The following is a 16710-nucleotide window of genomic DNA, read 5'->3' as shown; positions in this document are numbered from 1 at the left end:
CCGGAGGGGCGGGGCCAGGTCTTCGCCCCCGATCACGGCATCGTCCGCCCCGGCGGCTGACGCTCCGGCCCGCTACTGCCGCTCGACGAAGACGGGCTTCTCCTTGTTCATCGCCGCGGTGCGGGCGATGGTGTGATTGCGGCCGCGCAGGAGGCCCAGCTGGAGTGCCTGCTCGACGGGGAAGGACAGGCGCGAGCCGCTGTACCAGGTGTTCTCGAACAGGGCCTTCGAGGCGGCCACCGCATCGGGCGAGCGCTCCTTGAGCTTCTCCACCAACTCGAGGGCGTCCTTCATCGGATCGGCGGAGACACCGGTCACCAGGCCCCAGTCCAGGGCCTGCTTGGCGGTGAACATCTCGCCGGTCATCGTCAGGCGCTTCGCGACGTCGATGGTCGTGAGCTGGGCGATCGACGCGGAGATCGACATGTCGGGGATCAGGCCCCACTTCGCCTCGAGGATCGAGAAGTCGGCCTCGGTGGAGGCGTAGCGGAAGTCAGCGCCGAGTGCGATCTGCAGACCGCCGCCGTAGCAGTGTCCGGTGACCACGGCGATCACGGGCGCGGGCACACTGCGCCAGGCCCAGCCGGCGGCCTGGAAGCTGTTCGCGGCCGAGATCCGCTTCGGGACGAAGTTCATGAACAGGCGGCGCTGTTCCTTGCCCGCCGAGGCGAAGTCGAGGCCGGAGCTGAACGAGCTGCCCTCGCCCGAGAGGATCACGGCGCGCAGCGAGTGGTCGTTCTTCGCGCGGTCCGCGGCCCGCGCGAGATCGTCGAGCATGTCCAGCGTGAGGCCGTTGTGCTTCTCCGGACGGTTGATTCGCACATAGGCGACCTCGTCGCGCACCTCGTAGTCGATGTTCGACATTCGCTTCTCCTCGATTCCGCTCGCCGTTGGCCGTCAGACCAACCCTAGCCGCCGCGTTGCTCCCGATACTGGAAGGCACGGCTGAAGTACCATGACGGCCATGGCGGTCACGTTGCACATCACGGGGGAACCCGAGTCGGACGCGGTGCTCTCCGAGCACCCGTTCGCGCTGCTCGCGGGCATGCTCCTCGATCAGCAGTTCCCCATGGAGCGGGCGTTCGCGGGTCCCTGGAAGGTCCTCGAGCGATTCGGGAGCATCGATCCCCGCGACATCGCGGTCGCGGATCCGGTGCGATTCGAGGAACTGTGCACCACCCCGCCCGCGATCCACCGCTACGGGCGCGCCATGGCGGCCCGACTGCAGGCGCTCGCGCGGATCGTCGTCGACGAGTACGACGGACACGCCGAGCGCATCTGGACCGAGGCCTCGTCCGGCGCCGATCTGGTCAAGCGGATCGAAGCGCTCCCCGGGTTCGGCGCCCAGAAGGCGAAGATCTTCGCGGCACTCGTCGGCAAGCAGCTCGGCGTGAAGCCCCGCGGGTGGGCGACGGCGGTCGGCGACTACGGCAAGGCCGGTTTCCGCTCCGTCGCGGACGTGGTCGACGGCGAGTCGCTGCAGAAGGTCCGCGCCCACAAGAAGGAGATGAAGGCGGCCGCGAAGAAGGAGGGCGCATGACGGGTCCCGGCCCGCACGGCGGATACCACCCGCAGGAACCCGGCCAGGCGTACTCTCAGGCCCTTCCGCTGCCCGCGCCTCCGCGCGGCCCCGCCGCCCCCGGCCCCGTCCCCGGCGGCCCGCCGCCGCAGCCTCCCCGGAAGCCCTCGTCGGGCCGCAATCTCATCGTCGGCATCGTGGCCGTCGCGGCGGTGGTCGCGCTCATCGCGGCGATCGTGACGGCGGCACTGCTCAACGACTCCAAGGGGGGCAACGACCCCGGCAAGGGCGCGACGTCGGCGACGATCGACGCGACCGGTCAGGTGTTCCGGATCAACGACTGCCTCTACGACGTGCCCGAGAACCCCAAGGTCGGCAACTGCGACGACGGCGGGTCCCCGTACAAGGTCACCCAGGTGATGCCCGTGGGCGAGGCGTGCAAGAAGGAGCAGACCTCGATCACCAAGGGGCGCGCCTACTGCCTGACCCCGAACCTCAACGTGAACTACTGCTACTCCGCCCCGGTCCCGGGAACCTGGATCAAGGCGGCCGCGCAGTGCGGCGCGCCCGGCACCATCACCGTGATCTCCGTGGTGGGCGGCCTCAAGGACTCCGCCCGCTGCACCGGCGAGTGGGACCGCAGCTACTTCTTCGACGACCCCGTCTACACCATCTGCGCCAAGTCCTACACCTGAGTCTCGGGCGAGCTCTCGGCCGAGGCCTCGGGCGCCGGCAGCACCGTCGGACCTGCGGACGGCGCGTCGATGATGCGGGCGGGGCGCGGCTGCCGCGGCTGCGCAGCCCGGGCCATCTCGTTCGCGGTGCGGAGCGCGAACTTAGGCAGGCTCGACAGCAGGTCCGTCACCGGCTCGGCGACGGTGTTGGCCGCACCCACCACGGTCTCGATGTCGCTGATCCGCTGATTCATCGCGGACACCGTGGGGGTGAGCCGGTTGAGCGCGTCGGTCATCGCGGCGAGTTGCGCGACGACACCGTCCTCCGCGGTCAGCACGTCGACGATGCCGCCGTCCCGGGTGGCACGGTCCAGCGGACCGTCGGGCCGGATGATCCGATCGACGGATCCCCCCTCGTTGAACAGGTCCGCCACCCGATCGGCCGCGCCGCCGGGACCCACCACCCGGTGGATGGCACCCTCGTCGCCGAGCAGATCGGAGACGCGGTGCACGATCGACGGCACGCGCTGCGCGGCGGTGATCAGGTTCTCGTGGCGGGTGCCGTCACCCGAACCGGGATCGAGCCGGTCCGCGGCCATCCCGACGACGTCGCGCGCCACCGCGACGGAGGTCTCCGCCGCGGCGAGGCCGAGACCCGCGGCGGCCAGCCCGACACGTGCCGGGGCGAGCAGTACTTTCGGAAACTCCATGGTTCCAGCGTAGCGCCGATCCGCGATCGCGGAATCAGGAGATTCCCTGAGGTCAGACGCCGGGTGTGGGGCTCACCACGTAGGTCACGTCACCGTCGTTCGCGGAGATCCCGACGGTGAAGCCGTGGCCCCGGTACACCGCCCCGACCCGGCCGGCGTCCAGCGGGACGCCCGGCGCGACCGGCGCGAGCCCCGCGGCGAGCAGGGCGCGGGCGGCGGCCACCGTGTCGCGTCCGTCGACGGTGACGCGCCACATCGGGTGGCCCATGTCGATCGTCTCCGCCTTGCTGACCGTGCCGACGATCGGCACCTGCGCGACGGGGTATCCGGCGGGCAACGGCGTCACGGCGCGCGGCGGCGCGCCGCAGCCGCCCGCTCCCATCGCGACCGCGGCAACGACAAGGGCGGCGCCGATCACGGCGCCGCCCCTTCTCGTCTCGAGCACGGAGATCAGATCGAGATCCGGCCCTCGGCCAGCGCTCGGATGATCTGCTTCTCGCGGCGGGCGCGGGCGACCCGCGATCCCACGACGACGAGCACCAGCACGACGGCACCGGCTGCCGCGGCGAGTACCGGCGGCTTGGTCACGGTGGCGATCACCGATTGCTGGGCCTGCTCGGCGAGCTTGCGGGGATCCGCGCGCTCCCCCAGCTGATCCAGCGTCGCCGCCAGCTGCTCCCGGGCGCGCTCGATATCGCGCTCGATGCTCTCGGTGTCACGTGCCACTTCGCTCTACCTCCGGGTCAGCCGGCCTGCAAATACTTCTCCGACTCTAGACCAGCGGTCGCGGCCGCGGCCCGCTGCGGGGCCCGGGCGGCACGATCCGGCTCCGCGGGGAGGGCGAAGGTGGCCTGGACCTGCAGCCACTGCGCGAGGATCTGGCAGCCCGTGAGCTCGTAGTCCTCGTGCCGGAGCCGGGCGAGCGGCTCGTTCGCGTAGGCGGTGTGCCGGTCGCCGCGCAGGTTGTAGTCCCGCCCGCGGTAGTTCACCCGCGGCAGGTAGCCCAGGATCTCCCGACCGGCGGTGCGCAGCCGGTCCACGTCGCGCCGCCACTGCCGCGACCCGAACGCGGTGCGGGTGGCGTTCTGGAAGCGGTGCCCCAGGTACTCCCCGGCCGCGCGCGGCGCCCAGGTCGCCAGGTCGCGGAGCGTCAGATAGGCGGTCGCGTCGGCGATGTCACGCACGAAGGAGTCGACGCTGGCATTGCAGATGACATCCTGCGGGTGCGAGATCCACAGCAGCGGCAACCCGTCCGGCACCGCGGGTCCGTCGCCCGCGACGCCCGATCCGCACAGCGCGGGGTCGCTGCCGTGCGGCCGCTCCGGGTCGGAGATCAGGCCGGCGGCGAGCACGTGCGGCGCGAGCACGGGACCGTCCGCCATCGCGCCCAGGACCCGTCGGACCACGGTGCAGCCCTGCGAGTACCCGATGAGGACCACCGGCCCGTCGATCTCGGCCATCGCCACGAGAAGGCGTTCGACGCCGATCGCGACGGACTCCGCGAACGAGACGCCGTCGCGCGCCGGGACCGGGCCGTACGACGCCGGGTAGCCCACCCACCGGTCGGTGAACCGATCGTCGAGTTCCGCCACCACATGGCTGAGCATGCCGGTGACATCGGTGCGCGGATCGTCGATCCACGACTCGCCCGTACCGCCGACGGCGAGCACGGTGATCCGGGCCCGGCCGGCGTCCGCCGGTCGTCGGGCCGCCCTGCTGTGGACGGTCAGCGTGTTCATGCCCGCGACTCAACCCGCTGCGTGTGTGAACGAGCTGAAATCCATGTTAAGAAAGCGGTTCTGTGTCTGAGCTAACAGCGCGGTCAACTCTGACAGGTGGGACACCAGTAGAGGTTTCGCGCCTCCATCACCTCGGTGCGAACGGGCGTGCCGCACACCCGGCAGGGCTCGCCGGTGCGCCGGTAGACATAGGTCCGGGGCCGGTCCTCGGCGTACGACGGTGCGCCGTGGTCGTGTTCGGGACGCACTACGTGCATGCGCCCGCGCTCGACGCCGATCGGCATGAGCGCGACCAGGTCCGCCCAGATGCCGTCGAACTCCTCACCGGACACGTCCCGCCCCTCGCGGTGCGGGTCGATCCCGGCCCGGAACAGCACCTCCGCCCGGTAGACGTTGCCGACGCCCGCCAGCACCTTCTGGTCCATGAGCAGCGCGCCGATCGGTCGTCGCGAGCGCTCGATGCGCCGTCGTGCGTCGTCCGGGTCGGAGTCGGGTCGCAGCGGGTCGGGCCCGAGACGGGCCAGGACACCGTCGACCTGCTCCTCCGTGACGAGCTCGCAGGCGGTGGGGCCGCGCAGGTCCGTGCCGCCGCGCGGTCCGACGATGCGGTACCTCACCTGCCCCACGGGCGCGGGCGCGGCACCGTCGACCAGGCCGAAGTCCGTGAACGCGCCGTACAGGCCCAGGTGCACGTGCACGATCGCGCCGCCCTCGTAGCGGTGCCACAGGTGCTTGCCCCAGGAATCCGCGCGCTCGAAGACCCTGCCGTCGAGGCGCTGCGCCTCCGGTGCGAACCGCCCTTGGGGGCTGGAGACGCGGACGCCCTCGCCCCCGAACAGTGCGTCGTGGGCGAGGGCGAGCCGGTGGAGTGTGTGCCCCTCGGGCAATTACGCCTCCGGCGAGGCGGGCACCTCGGGCGCGACGCCCGTGCGCTCGTACTCCGAGAGGATGTCGATGCGGCGCTGGTGGCGCGGCTCGTCGGACCACTCGGCGGCGAGGAACGCGTCGACGATGGCGAGCGCCTCCTCCTTGCTGTGCATGCGGCCGCCGAGACCGATGAGCTGCGCGTTGTTGTGCTGCCGCGCCAGCTGCGCGGTCTCGACACTCCACGCCAGGGCGCAGCGAGCGCCGGGCACCTTGTTGGCGGCGATCTGCTCGCCGTTGCCGCTGCCGCCGAGCACGATGCCGAGGCTGCCCGGGTCGGCGACGACGCGCTTGGCGGCGTCGATGCAGAAGGCCGGGTAGTCGTCGAGGGCGTCGTAGGTGTGGGCGCCGCAGTCGACGACCTCGTGGCCGCCCGCCGTCAGGTGCTCGATGATCTGGGACTTCAGTTCGAATCCGGCGTGATCGCCGCCGAGGTAAACGCGCATGGCTACAAGTCTTGCACGCGCCGCGCGAGCATCGATGAGCGGCACAGCCTACATTCGATGGCATGGATGACAGCACCGAGCAGACACCGGGGCAGGAGCCGAAGGACGACTCCGCCCCCACCGAGTCCGCCCGCAGCGGCGCCTTCAGCTCCGAGCCGAACGAATCGACGATGCCCAGCACGGGCTTCTTCCCCGTCGTGCAGCCGGAGGACGTAGCACCGGGCGCGGACGCCGCAGCGTCCGTCTCCCCCTCGGACGCTGCGACCTCCGCGATCCCCGCCGCCGATTTCCCCACCGAGCGACACCGGACCGGCAGCCATCACGCGCTGCCCGAGCTGGGCGCGCACGACCCGGCGGTCACCGCCGGGCTCGGCGCGGCACCGTCGTATCCGGGAACCGGCGAGATCCCGCAGTTCCCGGCCGGCGCTCCCTTCGGCGCCGGGCCGCAGTTCCCGGGCGGACCGGCCGGACCCGTCGGTCCGGTGACGCCCGTGTACCAGCCGCCCGCCTACGCGGGCGCGCCCCGGCGGCACCCCTGGGAGATCCCGCTGCTGGTGATCGTGATCCTGGTGACCCTGCTCATCTACGGCGGCTCGATCCTGCTGGCGATGCTCGGCGCCATCAACGAGTACACGCTGCTCGCGCTGCTGGTCCCGATCGTCCTGTGGCTCGGGCGAGGCATCAACTGGGCCTCACCCCGGGTCCAGGGCATCCAGATGACGCCCACGCAGTTCCCCGAGGGCTATCGGATGGTGCGCGAGGCCGCGGCCCGGTACGGCATGCGCGAGGTGCCCGATGCGTTCGTCGTCCTCGGCAACGGACAGATCAACGCCTTCGCGTCCGGCCACGGGTTCCGCAGGTTCGTCGTGGTCTACAGCGACCTGTTCGAGATCGGCGGCGAGGCCCGCGATCCCGAGGCGCTGGCCTACATCATCGGTCACGAGGTGGGCCACATCGCCGCCGGCCACGTGTCCTACTGGCGCCAGGTCGGCTCGTTCGCGATGAGTTACCTGCCCGTCATCGGGACCGCGCTGTCGCGCTCGCAGGAATACACCGCCGACAACTACGGCTACTTCAACGAGCCCGCCGGGATCCCCGGCGGCATGGGCGTGCTCGGCGCCGGCAAGTACCTCGGCAAGCAGGTCGACTTCGACCAGCTCGCCGACCGCGCGTCCACCGACAAGGGCTTCTTCACCTGGGTGGTGAACCTCCTGTCATCCCATCCGGTGCTCACCTGGCGCGCCGCGGCGCTCCGCAACCGGACGCGCGCGGGCTCGCTGTGGTTCGCACCGTCCCAGCCGCTCCGCGGCATCGGCGGCGGCGCCGTCGTGCCCGCCGGGCCGGTACCCGTCTACAACCGCCAGGAGACGCTGGCCCCCGCGCCGGGCCAGGTCCCCCAGGGCCCCGTGGGCCCCCAGGGCCCGTTCGGTCCGGGCGCCCATCAGGTCCCCTCCGGGCCGGCGCCCCAGGGGCCCGTGGGTCCGTACCCGCCGCAGGGGCCCGGCCAGGCCCCGCAGGGCCAGCAGCAGCCGCCCGCGCAGCCCGGCCCGAACCAGCCCGGCCCGAACGGACCGGACGGCTCCTGATCGCGCTCTCCACCACGACCGGGGCCCCGTCGCACGTGCTGCGACGGGGCCCCGGGTCTGTGTCCGAGGGGCTGTCAGTCGAACTCGGGCTCCTCGGTCCGTGTGCGCTGAGCTCGACGAGAGACCACCTGGTCAGTCGAACTCGGGCTCCTCGGTCCGGGTGCGCTTGAGCTCGTAGAAGTGCGGGTACGCGGACAGCAGAACCGCGCCGTCCCACACCTTCCCGGCGGTCTCACCGCGCGGGATGCGCGAGAGCACCGGCCCGAAGAAGGCGACGCCGTTGATGTGGATCGTGGGGGTGCCCACGTCGTCGCCGACCTTGTCCATGCCGGCGTGGTGGCTCCTGCGCAGCTCCTCGTCGACATCGCTGCTGTTCGCGGCAGCCGCGAGGTCCGACTCGAGGCCGACCTCGGCGAGCGACTCCGCGATCACGACCGGCAGGTCCTTGTTCTGCTGGTTGTGGATCCGGGTGCCCATCGCGGTGTAGAGCTGCGGCAGCACCTCGTCGCCGTGCCGTTGGGCGGCGGCGATGAGCACGCGCACCGGGCCCCACGCCGTCTTCATCAGCTCCTGGTAGATCTCGGGCAGGTTGTCGCGGCCCTCGTTGAGCACCGCCAGGCTCATCACGTGGAAACTCACGTCGATGTCGCGGACCTTCTCGACCTCGAGGATCCAGCGCGAGGTGATCCAGCACCACGGGCACAGCGGGTCGAACCAGAAGTCGACGCGGTCCTTCGTCGGGGCGGTCTCGGTCACAGGGTCTCCTTGCGTTCGCGGTGGTCGACGGTGCCGCCGGGCACGGCGCGGACGTTCCCGGCCCGACGGTGTCGATTCTTCCCCTCGTCGCAACGCCGCGCACGCGCATGTGCTTCCCCGTCACACACTCGCGGGGCGCGGGTGGCATTGTGGAATCGGTCCCATCGAAGCGCGCAGTAGCCGAGCATGCACCCGAGCACGAAGGAGCGTCGCCCTTGTCCGCCCCCAATCTCACCCGGATCCAGGCCGCCGAACGCGCGGGAGTCGTCACCGTCTCCCGCTACGCGATCGACCTGGATCTCACCGACGGCGCGAACGCGCCCGGCGACAAGACCTTCGGCTCGACCACGACGATCACGTTCTCGGCGACGCCTGGCGCGGAGACCTTCATCGACCTCATCGCCACCGGCCTCACGGCGACCCTCAACGGGCGCCCGGTCGACACGTCCGGCTACACCGAGGAGGGCGGCCTGGCCCTGCACGGCCTCGCCGCGGAGAACGAGCTCGTGATCTCCGGGCGGTTCTTCTACTCCAACACCGGCGAGGGCCTGCACCGCTTCGTCGACCCGACCGACGCCGCGGTGTACCTGTACTCGCAGTTCGAGACCGCCGACGCCAAGCGCATGTTCGCGTGCTTCGACCAGCCCGACCTCAAGGCCGTCTTCGACGTGAGCGTGACGGCACCGTCGGCCTGGACGGTGGTGACGGGCGGCGCGGAGGCGACCAGGGAGCCGCTGCCGACCGGCGCGCACCGCTGGACCTTCGTCACGACCGAGCCGATGTCGACCTACCTCGTGGCGCTCATCGCCGGCCCGTACGCGGTGTGGACCGACGCCTACACCGATGAGCACGGCACCATCGACCTGCGCCTGTTCTGCCGCGCGAGCCTCGCCGAGCACATGGACGCCGATCGGCTGTTCGTCGAGACCAAGCAGGGTTTCGGCTTCTACCACAAGAACTTCGGGATCCCCTACGCCTTCGGCAAGTACGACCAGCTGTTCGTGCCGGAGTTCAACGCGGGCGCCATGGAGAACGCCGGCGCGGTCACCTTCCTCGAGGACTACGTCTTCCGGTCGAAGGTCACCCGCTACCTCTACGAGCGGCGCTGCGAGACGGTGCTGCACGAGATGGCGCACATGTGGTTCGGCGACCTGGTCACCATGCGGTGGTGGGACGACCTGTGGCTCAACGAGTCCTTCGCGACCTTCGCCTCCGTGCTCAGCCAGGCCGAGGCCACCGAGTACACCTCGGCGTGGACCACCTTCGCCAATGTCGAGAAGTCGTGGGCCTACCGGCAGGACCAGCTGCCGTCGACGCACCCCGTCGCCGCCGACATCCCGGACCTGCAGGCCGTGGAGGTCAACTTCGACGGCATCACCTACGCCAAGGGTGCGTCGGTGCTCAAGCAGCTCGTCGCGTACGTGGGCCTCGAGCCCTTCCTCGCCGGCCTGCGCGCCTACTTCGCCGAGCACAAGTTCGGCAACGCCACCTTCGACGACCTGCTCCGGGCGTTGGAGGCCTCCTCCGGGCGCGACCTGTCGGACTGGGGCGCGCAGTGGCTCAAGACCACCGGCATCAACATCCTGCGCCCCGACTTCGAGGTCGACGACGCCGGGAACTTCACCCGGTTCACCATCGTCCAGGAGGGCGCACAGCCCGGCGCGGGCGAGCTGCGCACGCACCGCCTCGCGGTGGGCGTCTACGCGGATCAGGATGGGAAACTGGTGCGCACCGAGCGCGTCGAGCTGGACGTCGCCGGCGAGCGCACGGACGTGCCGGAGCTCGTGGGCGTGCACCGCGGCGAGCTGGTGCTCCTCAACGACGACGACCTCACCTACTGCTCGGTGCGGCTGGACCCGGTCTCGCTGGACACGGTCACCGGCCGCATCGCCGATATCGCGGAGTCGCTGCCCCGCACCCTCGGCTGGTCCGCGGCGTGGGAGATGACCCGACAGGCCGAGATGCGGGCGCGCGACTTCGTCGAGCTCGTGCTCGGCGGCATCGGTGCCGAGACCGAGGTGGGCGTGGTGCAGCGCGTCGTGCTGCAGGCGCAGACCGCGGTCGAGTCGTACGCGGATCCGACCTGGGCCGACGCGGAGGGCCGCGAGCGGCTCGCCGCCGGACTGCTGGAGCTCGCCCGGGACGCTGAGGCGGGCTCGGACTTCCAGCTGGCCTTCGTCAACGCGCTCGCGGCGTCCGCCCTGGGTCGCGCCGAGATCGATGCCCTCCGTGCGCTGTACGACGAGGCCGAGCCCGCCACCGTCGGGCTCGCCGGCCTGACGGTCGATACCGATCTGCGGTGGCGGCTGCTCACCGCGCTGGCCCGCGCCGGCGTCGTCGGGGTGGACGAGATCGACGCGGAGGTCCTCCGCGATCCCACCGCCGCGGGCGAGCGCTCGGCCGCGGCCGCGCTCGCCGCGCGCCCGGACATCCGGGTCAAGGAGGAGGCCTGGGAGAAGGTCTTCGGCGACGACTCGCTGTCGAACACGCTGACCCGCGCGATCACCGCGGGCATCGGCGGCCCCGGCCAGGGCGAGCTGCTCGCCCCCTTCACGCCGCGCTACTTCGCGTCGATCGACGAGGTGTGGGGCCGCCGCTCCTCCGAGGTCGCGCAGACCGTCGTCGTGGGCCTCTACCCCTCCTGGGACATCTCCGACGGTGCCGTGGCCGCCGCGGACGCGTGGCTCGCGGGAGAGCACCCGCCGGCGTTGCGCCGCCTGGTGCTCGAGGGCCGCGCGGGCATCGTCCGCTCGCTGGCGGCCCGCGCCTTCGACCGGGCCTGACCCTCGAACGCCGCGGCCCCGGGATCCTTCGATCCCGGGGCCGCTTCGGCACGTGCGTCAGCTGATGAACGGGTGTCCGCTCACCGTCCTGCCGGGATCGTCCTGGATCACGTCCCAGTGCTCGACGATCTTGCCGTTGGCGACGCGGAAGATGTCGGCGACCGCCTGCGCCTTGCCGTCGTAGACCGACTTCGCGTAGACGACCACGACATCGCCGTCGGCGACCACGCGCACGATCGAGGTGCTGTACTTCGGGTCCTTCACGACGGGACCGAGAACCTTGACGAACGCCTCGCGCCCGTCGGCGACCTCGGGATTGTGCTGGATGTAGTTCTCACCGATGTAGCGCTGGGCGGCCCCGGCGATGTCGCGCTGCACGAAACCCTCGGTGTAGAAGGCGGTCACGACCTGCTTGGGGCTCGACGGTGCCGCGCTCGCCTGGGCCGCGACGCCGAGCACCAGTGCACCGACGGTGAACAGCGCCGCGACGGCGTTGCGGATCGTCCGGTTGAGGTTCATCCCGTATCCAATCATTGAAACTTCAATACTTTTATTCGATCAGAACACGATCGAACGCGACGCACAACGTGATGCCCATCGCCGTACGCTGCACACATGGACGCGCGCCACACTCCCGACACCGCCGAGGCACTGATGCGTTCCCGCTTCGCCGCGTTCCGCGACGGCGACGTGGAGTGGCTCCTCGCGTCGTGGCATCCGAGCACCCGCCCGGCGGATCTCGAGCTCGACGAGGACGTGCGCTGGCGCGGACTCCAGATCGTCGACACCGTCGACGGCGCCGCCGGCGACGGGACGGGTGTCGTGGAGTTCCGAGCCACCTACCTCGCCGCCGGGGATCTCGGCGTGCTCCACGAGCGGTCGCGCTTCGTCCGGGAGGACGGCGCATGGTTCTACGTCGACGGCGACCTCTTCACCTGATCCACTCCCCGATACCACCCCATATCGGCGCATACCGTCCGCCGTTCCGGACCCCGCGCCTCATGATTAGAAAATCTTGTTAGCGTGGAGAAATGGACAGGACGCGAACGGAATCGGGCGAACTGCACATAGCAGGCTGGGGCACCGAGAGTGTTCGATCCTCTCGCCGCCGTACGCTGGCGCGGCTCTTCCGGCGCAAGCCGCCGCTCACCGAGGAGTCGATCACGGTCGTCGACCAGCCGATGCTCAAGCGGGCGATCACCGCCGCCGCACTGGGCAACATGATGGAGTGGTTCGACTTCGGCGTGTACGCCTACCTCGCCACGACGCTCGGCAAGGTGTTCTTCGAGAGCCTTTCGCACACCGGTCAGCTGCTCGCGACCTTCGGCACCTTCGCCGCCGCGTTCTTCGTCCGCCCGCTGGGCGGAATCGTCTTCGGACTGATGGGCGACCGCGTCGGCCGGCAGAAGGTCCTCGCGGCCACCATGATCATGATGTCGATCGGCACCTTCGCCGTGGGCGTCATTCCGTCGTACGCCGCGATCGGGATGTGGGCGCCGATCCTCTTGCTGTGCGCCCGGCTCGTGCAGGGCTTCTCCACGGGCGGCGAGTACGGCGGCGCGACCACCTTCATCGCCGAGTACTCCCCGGACAAGCGCCGCGGCTTCCTCGGCAGTTGGCTCGACTTCGGCACGTTCATCGGCTATTCGTGCGCATCGCTGCTGGTCACGGTCCTCAACGCAGCGCTCTCCGAGGCGGACATGCTGTCGTGGGGGTGGCGCATCCCCTTCTTCATCGCGGGCCCGATGGGCCTGATCGGCCTGTACCTGCGCCTCAAGCTCGAGGACACCCCCGCTTTCCAGGCCCAGTTGGACGCCCACGAGGACGCACTGAAGGCGGTGCAGACGCCCCAGCACGAGCTGCGCATGATCATCACGAAGCTCTGGCGCCCACTGCTCGTGTGCATGGGCCTGGTGATCCTCTACAACGTGACCAACTACATGATCACCGCCTACCTACCTACCTATCTCACCGAGGTGGCGCACCGCACCCAGCTGACCGCGGACATGCTGGTGCTGCTCGCGATGCTCGTCGTGGTCGCGCTGATCCTGATCGTGGGACACCTGAGCGACATCGTGGGCCGCAGGGCCGTCTTCGCGACCGCGGCGGTCGCGCAGATCGTCGTCGCGGTGCCCGCGTTCTGGCTCTTCAGTCACGGCTCGCTCTGGGGCCCGGTGGTGGCCTGCATCGTGTTCGGCGCCGTTCTGGCCTGCTTCGCGGCGCCCACCGCCTCGACGCTGCCCGCCCTGTTCCCCACCGCCGTCCGGTACGGCGCTCTGGGACTCGGCTTCAACGTGGCCGTCTCGGCGTTCGGCGGCACGACCCCACTCATCACGTCCGCGCTGGTCGACGCTACGAAGAACGACCTGGTACCGGGCTTCTACCTGATCGTCAGCGGCATCGTCGGCCTGATCGCCGTCATCGCGATGCGCGAGACCGCCACCCAGCCCCTGCTCGGCTCCGCGCCGCAGGTGGACACCCCGGAGGAGGCGACGGAGCTGTACGAGGAGGCCCGGGACCTGGCGGCGGCCGAGCACTGACCTCGGTCCGGAGACGAAGGAACGGCCCACCGGATCGGATCCGGTGGGCCGTTCGTTCGTGCTGACTACTACGCCGTGGGTGGCTTCACGGCCGAGGCCATGACGCGCAGCGCGGCGATGAGGCCGTCGATGAGATCCCCGGCCTGGAAGGGCGGGATCGCGGCGGTCACGCCGAGCTGAGCGACCTTGTCGCCCAGGCGGTCGGCGACGCCGCTACCGGTGAGCACGACGATGTCGCGCGTGTTCGGCGAGACGGCGATGAGCGCGGCGTACTCCGGCTCGGGAGCCTGACGGAGCACCGCCTCGGCACCGGCGTGCGCATCGTCACCCAGGTCGCCGATGTACACCGAGAAACGGGCGTTCGCGTCGCGGGTCGCGCGGATCAGCGCCTCGTCGAGGCCGATCAGCTCCTCGCGCGAGAAGGGCGGGTTGACCGGGCTGTCGCTCGCCTGACGGGCCGCCGAGATGCGCCCGCTGGAGGTGATGGCCGTCCCGATGGGCAGGTCGCCCTGCGGAACGGCGACGGTCTGCGTGTGATCACCACTTGCCACGAGCGGCACCCCCGATCAGGTTCTCGTTGTCATGGTCGTCGTGGTGCCCGCCGTGCGGCCCCACCTGCGCCTCGTCGACCGCGCTGAACAGCATGGGCTCGCGGGTCCACGGCTCGCCGAGCTTGTACTCGTCCGGCTGCTGGTACTTCTCGTTGCGGCCGGTGGCCATCGAGATGACACACAGGACGACGATGACGATCGTGGCGATCACCGTGATCCCGCCGATGATGTTGAGCAAGCTCACTGTGGGCCCCTTTCCTGTCTGTGCGAACGCCCCACGGCGCTGGTCGGTCTGCAGAACAACTTAGCCTATGCCGCATCGAGGTCGAGATACCGACTCCACATCGGGTCGACCTCCTTGAGGGTCGACAGCAACCGCCAGTGCCGGCCCTGCGGCGCCCGCGGTTCCGTGCGGAGCTTCCAGCCGATTTCGGACAGCAGCCGGTCGGCCTTGCGGTGGTTGCAGGGGGCGCAGCAGGCCACACAGTTCTCCCACCCGTGGGCACCGCCCCGGGAGCGCGGCTGAACGTGGTCGATGGTGTCGGCCTTACCCCCGCAGTAGCCGCAGCGGAACCGGTCGCGATGCATGAGCGCGGCCCGGGTCATCGGTACCTGCGCCCGGTACGGCACGCGGACGTACGTGCGCAGCCGGATCACCGAGGGCACAGACAGCGAACGGTCCGCTGAATGCACCAGCGGACCGTTCGGATCGTCGTGGACCACATCGGCCCTATCCCTGAGCATGAGGACTATCGCCCTCCGCATCGAGATCGCGGTCAATGGCTCGTAGGTGGCGTTGAGGAGCAGCACCCGCCGCTTGCCCCACACCGACCCGCTGGGCGGGGTGTCGCCGGCGAGCGCGACCATCGCGGGGGCACCCGCGGCGTGCGTCCGCTTCATCGACTCTCCTCACCCTAGCGCCGACCCGCCGGGTTCGGCCGGGTCGTCCGCCTCTAGTAGTGCACCACGGACGACCGGTATCCGCACGGTGATTTCCGCGCATTTCCCGCGGCGAGTCGGCGCACAACCGGTGAACGCGAGGTGACCTACCCGACCACCACCCGGTTCCTGCCCAGGCCCTTGGCCCGGTACAGCCGACGGTCCGCCTCGCCGAGCAGCTGCGCGGCCGTGGATGTCGCGATCGAACCGGACGCCCCACCGCAACTGACCGAGACCGGGCGGGCACCGTCGTGGGTGAGTCCGAGGGCGAGCACGTCCGCGCGGACCTGCTCGAGGAGCGCCGGAAGGTCGACGGGGCCCTCGATGACGAGTCCGAATTCGTCGCCGCCCAACCGCGCCGCCGTGCTCCGCACCGCCGAGCCCGCTCGGGCCAGCACTCCGGCGACGGACTGCAGCGCGGCGTCCCCGGCCCCGTGCCCCCGCGCATCGTTGTACCCCTTGAAGTCATCGACGTCGATGACCGCGACGTGCACCGCGTCCCCACCCCGCGACGTCCGCCAGGCCTCGTCGAGCGCGCTGCCGAACCCCCGACGATTGGCGATCCCCGTGAGGTCGTCGAGCTCGACCAATCGGCCCAGTTTGAGGACCTCGCGGGCGGCCGCGCGACGGGCGATCACCTGCGGACTGATGTCGGTGAGCATGCTGACGATGCGCAGCGGACGCCCGTCGGGCCCGCGTTCGGTGACCCGGCCCTGCCCGAGGCCCCACAACCACTCACCCGACCGGGTCTTCAGACGGTGCTCGAAGGAGAAGCTCGGGGTCTCGCCACGCAGGTGGCGCCACACGGCGGCCAACGCGGGCGTCAGGTCCTCGGAGTGCACCCGGCGCTCCCATTCGACGGGACTCGAACCTATCTCGTCCTCGTGGCCCGCGTAGCCGAGCACCGCCTTCCAGCGGGCCGACAGGAACACCTCGCCCGACGTGAGGTCCCACTCGGCGACCCCGTCCCCCGCGACGTCGACGACGAACTGCCAGCGCGCCCGCGCGTTCTCCAGTTCGGCCGCCGCGCGCCGCGATTCGGTGACGTCCCGGGAGATCCCGATGAGACCGATGACGGCTCCGTCGGCGCCCCGGTAGGGAGCCTTGAGGGACATGAAGGTGCGCACCCGACCCTCGACGACGGGTGTCTCCTCGACCTCGCGCGCCGTCCCGCTGCTCATGATGGCGCGATCGGTGGCCATGAGTCGCGCCGCGAACGCCGGCCCGAAGAAGTCGGTGTCGTCGCGCCCCAGGACCTCCTCGACCGGCGCGCCCTTGACCTTCGCCGCCGCCGCGTTGAGGAACACGTACCGGCCCTCGAGGTCCTTGACGAACACCAGGTCCGGAGCCGCGTCCGCGATGGCCTGCAGCATCCGGAGGGTGGCGAGACCGCGGTCCTCGGCGGACCGCGTCGACTCGTCGATCATCGCGCGCAACCGCTCGATCTCCCCGTCACCGTCCACGGATCGAACAATAGCGGCGGGCCCCGGCCACCGTCGTCGCGCCGCGCTGCCGGTCCGGAGCGGCCGCCCCGCCCGTGCGA

The 16710-nt window shown here is 70.6% G+C and carries 18 protein-coding genes and 1 pseudogene; 6 read left to right on the top strand and 13 right to left on the bottom strand.

Annotated elements, in window-relative coordinates:
* Positions 1-72 precede the first annotated feature (72 nt).
* The gene (locus tag AXK61_RS05140) at positions 73-864 is read right to left on the bottom strand and encodes a crotonase/enoyl-CoA hydratase family protein (RefSeq protein WP_068744153.1); all 792 of its coding nucleotides are present in this window, start codon (positions 862-864) and stop codon (positions 73-75) included.
* Between the two features lie 100 nt (positions 865-964).
* Here AXK61_RS05140 and AXK61_RS05135 point away from each other — a divergent pair, with 100 nt between their 5' ends.
* Complete coding sequence (locus AXK61_RS05135) at positions 965-1540, top strand: HhH-GPD-type base excision DNA repair protein (protein WP_068570093.1); 576 nt, start codon at positions 965-967, stop codon at positions 1538-1540.
* Positions 1537-2214 carry a hypothetical protein gene (locus AXK61_RS05130; protein WP_068744151.1) on the top strand — a complete coding sequence of 226 codons (678 nt, stop codon included), beginning with the start codon at positions 1537-1539 and terminating at the stop codon, positions 2212-2214. The genes AXK61_RS05135 and AXK61_RS05130 overlap by 4 nt, the downstream gene beginning before the upstream one ends.
* Here the strand turns inward: AXK61_RS05130 and AXK61_RS05125 are convergent.
* From AXK61_RS05125 to AXK61_RS05100, 6 genes are all read right to left on the bottom strand, one after another.
* Entirely contained in the window at positions 2205-2903 is a 699-nt protein-coding gene (locus tag AXK61_RS05125; RefSeq protein WP_068570095.1) for a hypothetical protein, read from the bottom strand. The genes AXK61_RS05130 and AXK61_RS05125 overlap by 10 nt on opposite strands.
* Positions 2904-2955: 52 nt before the next feature.
* Positions 2956-3321: a hypothetical protein gene (locus AXK61_RS05120; RefSeq protein WP_068744150.1), complete on the bottom strand. Its 366-nt coding sequence runs from the start codon at positions 3319-3321 to the stop codon at positions 2956-2958.
* A 32-nt stretch (positions 3322-3353) separates the two neighbouring features.
* The gene (locus AXK61_RS05115) at positions 3354-3629 is read right to left on the bottom strand and encodes a DUF3618 domain-containing protein (RefSeq protein WP_068570097.1); all 276 of its coding nucleotides are present in this window, start codon (positions 3627-3629) and stop codon (positions 3354-3356) included.
* A gap of 17 nt (positions 3630-3646) precedes the next feature.
* Entirely contained in the window at positions 3647-4642 is a 996-nt protein-coding gene (locus AXK61_RS05110; protein ID WP_068744148.1) for a PE-PPE domain-containing protein, read from the bottom strand.
* Positions 4643-4725: 83 nt separating this feature from the next.
* Entirely contained in the window at positions 4726-5529 is an 804-nt protein-coding gene (locus AXK61_RS05105; RefSeq protein WP_068570099.1) for an Fpg/Nei family DNA glycosylase, read from the bottom strand.
* Complete coding sequence (locus AXK61_RS05100) at positions 5530-6012, bottom strand: ribose-5-phosphate isomerase (RefSeq protein ID WP_068570100.1); 483 nt, start codon at positions 6010-6012, stop codon at positions 5530-5532. It abuts the gene before it with no gap.
* A 404-nt stretch (positions 6013-6416) separates the two neighbouring features.
* On the opposite strand from AXK61_RS05100, the pseudogene AXK61_RS25630 reads away from it, so the two are divergent.
* Positions 6417-7358 (top strand): annotated as a pseudogene (locus AXK61_RS25630) (M48 family metallopeptidase); the annotation flags it as partial.
* Positions 7359-7730: 372 nt separating this feature from the next.
* On the opposite strand, the gene AXK61_RS05090 reads toward AXK61_RS25630, so the two are convergent.
* Positions 7731-8354, bottom strand: coding sequence for a mycothiol-dependent nitroreductase Rv2466c family protein (locus AXK61_RS05090; RefSeq protein ID WP_068744144.1), 624 nt, complete (start codon positions 8352-8354; stop codon positions 7731-7733).
* Positions 8355-8569: 215 nt separating this feature from the next.
* Between AXK61_RS05090 and pepN the strand changes: the two genes are divergently transcribed.
* Entirely contained in the window at positions 8570-11137 is a 2568-nt protein-coding gene (gene pepN, locus AXK61_RS05085; protein WP_068744142.1) for an aminopeptidase N, read from the top strand.
* 57 nt (positions 11138-11194) lie between these two features.
* On the opposite strand, the gene AXK61_RS05080 is transcribed toward pepN, so the two are convergent.
* Entirely contained in the window at positions 11195-11656 is a 462-nt protein-coding gene (locus tag AXK61_RS05080) for a nuclear transport factor 2 family protein (protein ID WP_197466747.1), read from the bottom strand.
* A gap of 96 nt (positions 11657-11752) precedes the next feature.
* On the opposite strand from AXK61_RS05080, the gene AXK61_RS05075 reads away from it, so the two are divergent.
* On the top strand, positions 11753-12076 hold the full coding sequence (locus tag AXK61_RS05075; RefSeq protein WP_231855436.1) for a YchJ family protein: 324 nt from the start codon (positions 11753-11755) through the stop codon (positions 12074-12076).
* Between the two features lie 92 nt (positions 12077-12168).
* Positions 12169-13677, top strand: a complete 1509-nt coding sequence (locus tag AXK61_RS05070) for an MFS transporter (RefSeq protein WP_068570105.1) — start codon at positions 12169-12171, stop codon at positions 13675-13677.
* Positions 13678-13745: 68 nt separating this feature from the next.
* On the opposite strand, the gene AXK61_RS05065 is transcribed toward AXK61_RS05070, so the two are convergent.
* The 4 genes from AXK61_RS05065 to AXK61_RS05050 form a co-directional block, all read right to left on the bottom strand.
* Complete coding sequence (locus AXK61_RS05065) at positions 13746-14228, bottom strand: DUF5130 domain-containing protein (RefSeq protein WP_068570123.1); 483 nt, start codon at positions 14226-14228, stop codon at positions 13746-13748.
* The gene (ctaJ, locus tag AXK61_RS05060; RefSeq protein WP_068570106.1) at positions 14215-14472 is read right to left on the bottom strand and encodes an aa3-type cytochrome oxidase subunit CtaJ; all 258 of its coding nucleotides are present in this window, start codon (positions 14470-14472) and stop codon (positions 14215-14217) included. Before ctaJ ends, AXK61_RS05065 begins: the two co-directional genes overlap by 14 nt.
* A gap of 65 nt (positions 14473-14537) precedes the next feature.
* Positions 14538-15095: an HNH endonuclease gene (locus AXK61_RS05055; RefSeq protein ID WP_068570124.1), complete on the bottom strand. Its 558-nt coding sequence runs from the start codon at positions 15093-15095 to the stop codon at positions 14538-14540.
* Between the two features lie 179 nt (positions 15096-15274).
* Positions 15275-16630: a sensor domain-containing diguanylate cyclase gene (locus tag AXK61_RS05050; protein WP_068570107.1), complete on the bottom strand. Its 1356-nt coding sequence runs from the start codon at positions 16628-16630 to the stop codon at positions 15275-15277.
* Positions 16631-16710: the final 80 nt, after the last annotated feature.

Origin of the sequence: Tsukamurella pseudospumae (assembly GCF_001575205.1) — a bacterium.
In the GTDB taxonomy this organism is placed as follows: Bacteria; Actinomycetota; Actinomycetes; order Mycobacteriales; family Mycobacteriaceae; genus Tsukamurella; species Tsukamurella pseudospumae.
Note: the sequence above shows the minus strand (reverse complement) of the source record. Positions and strands in the feature narration are given on the sequence as shown.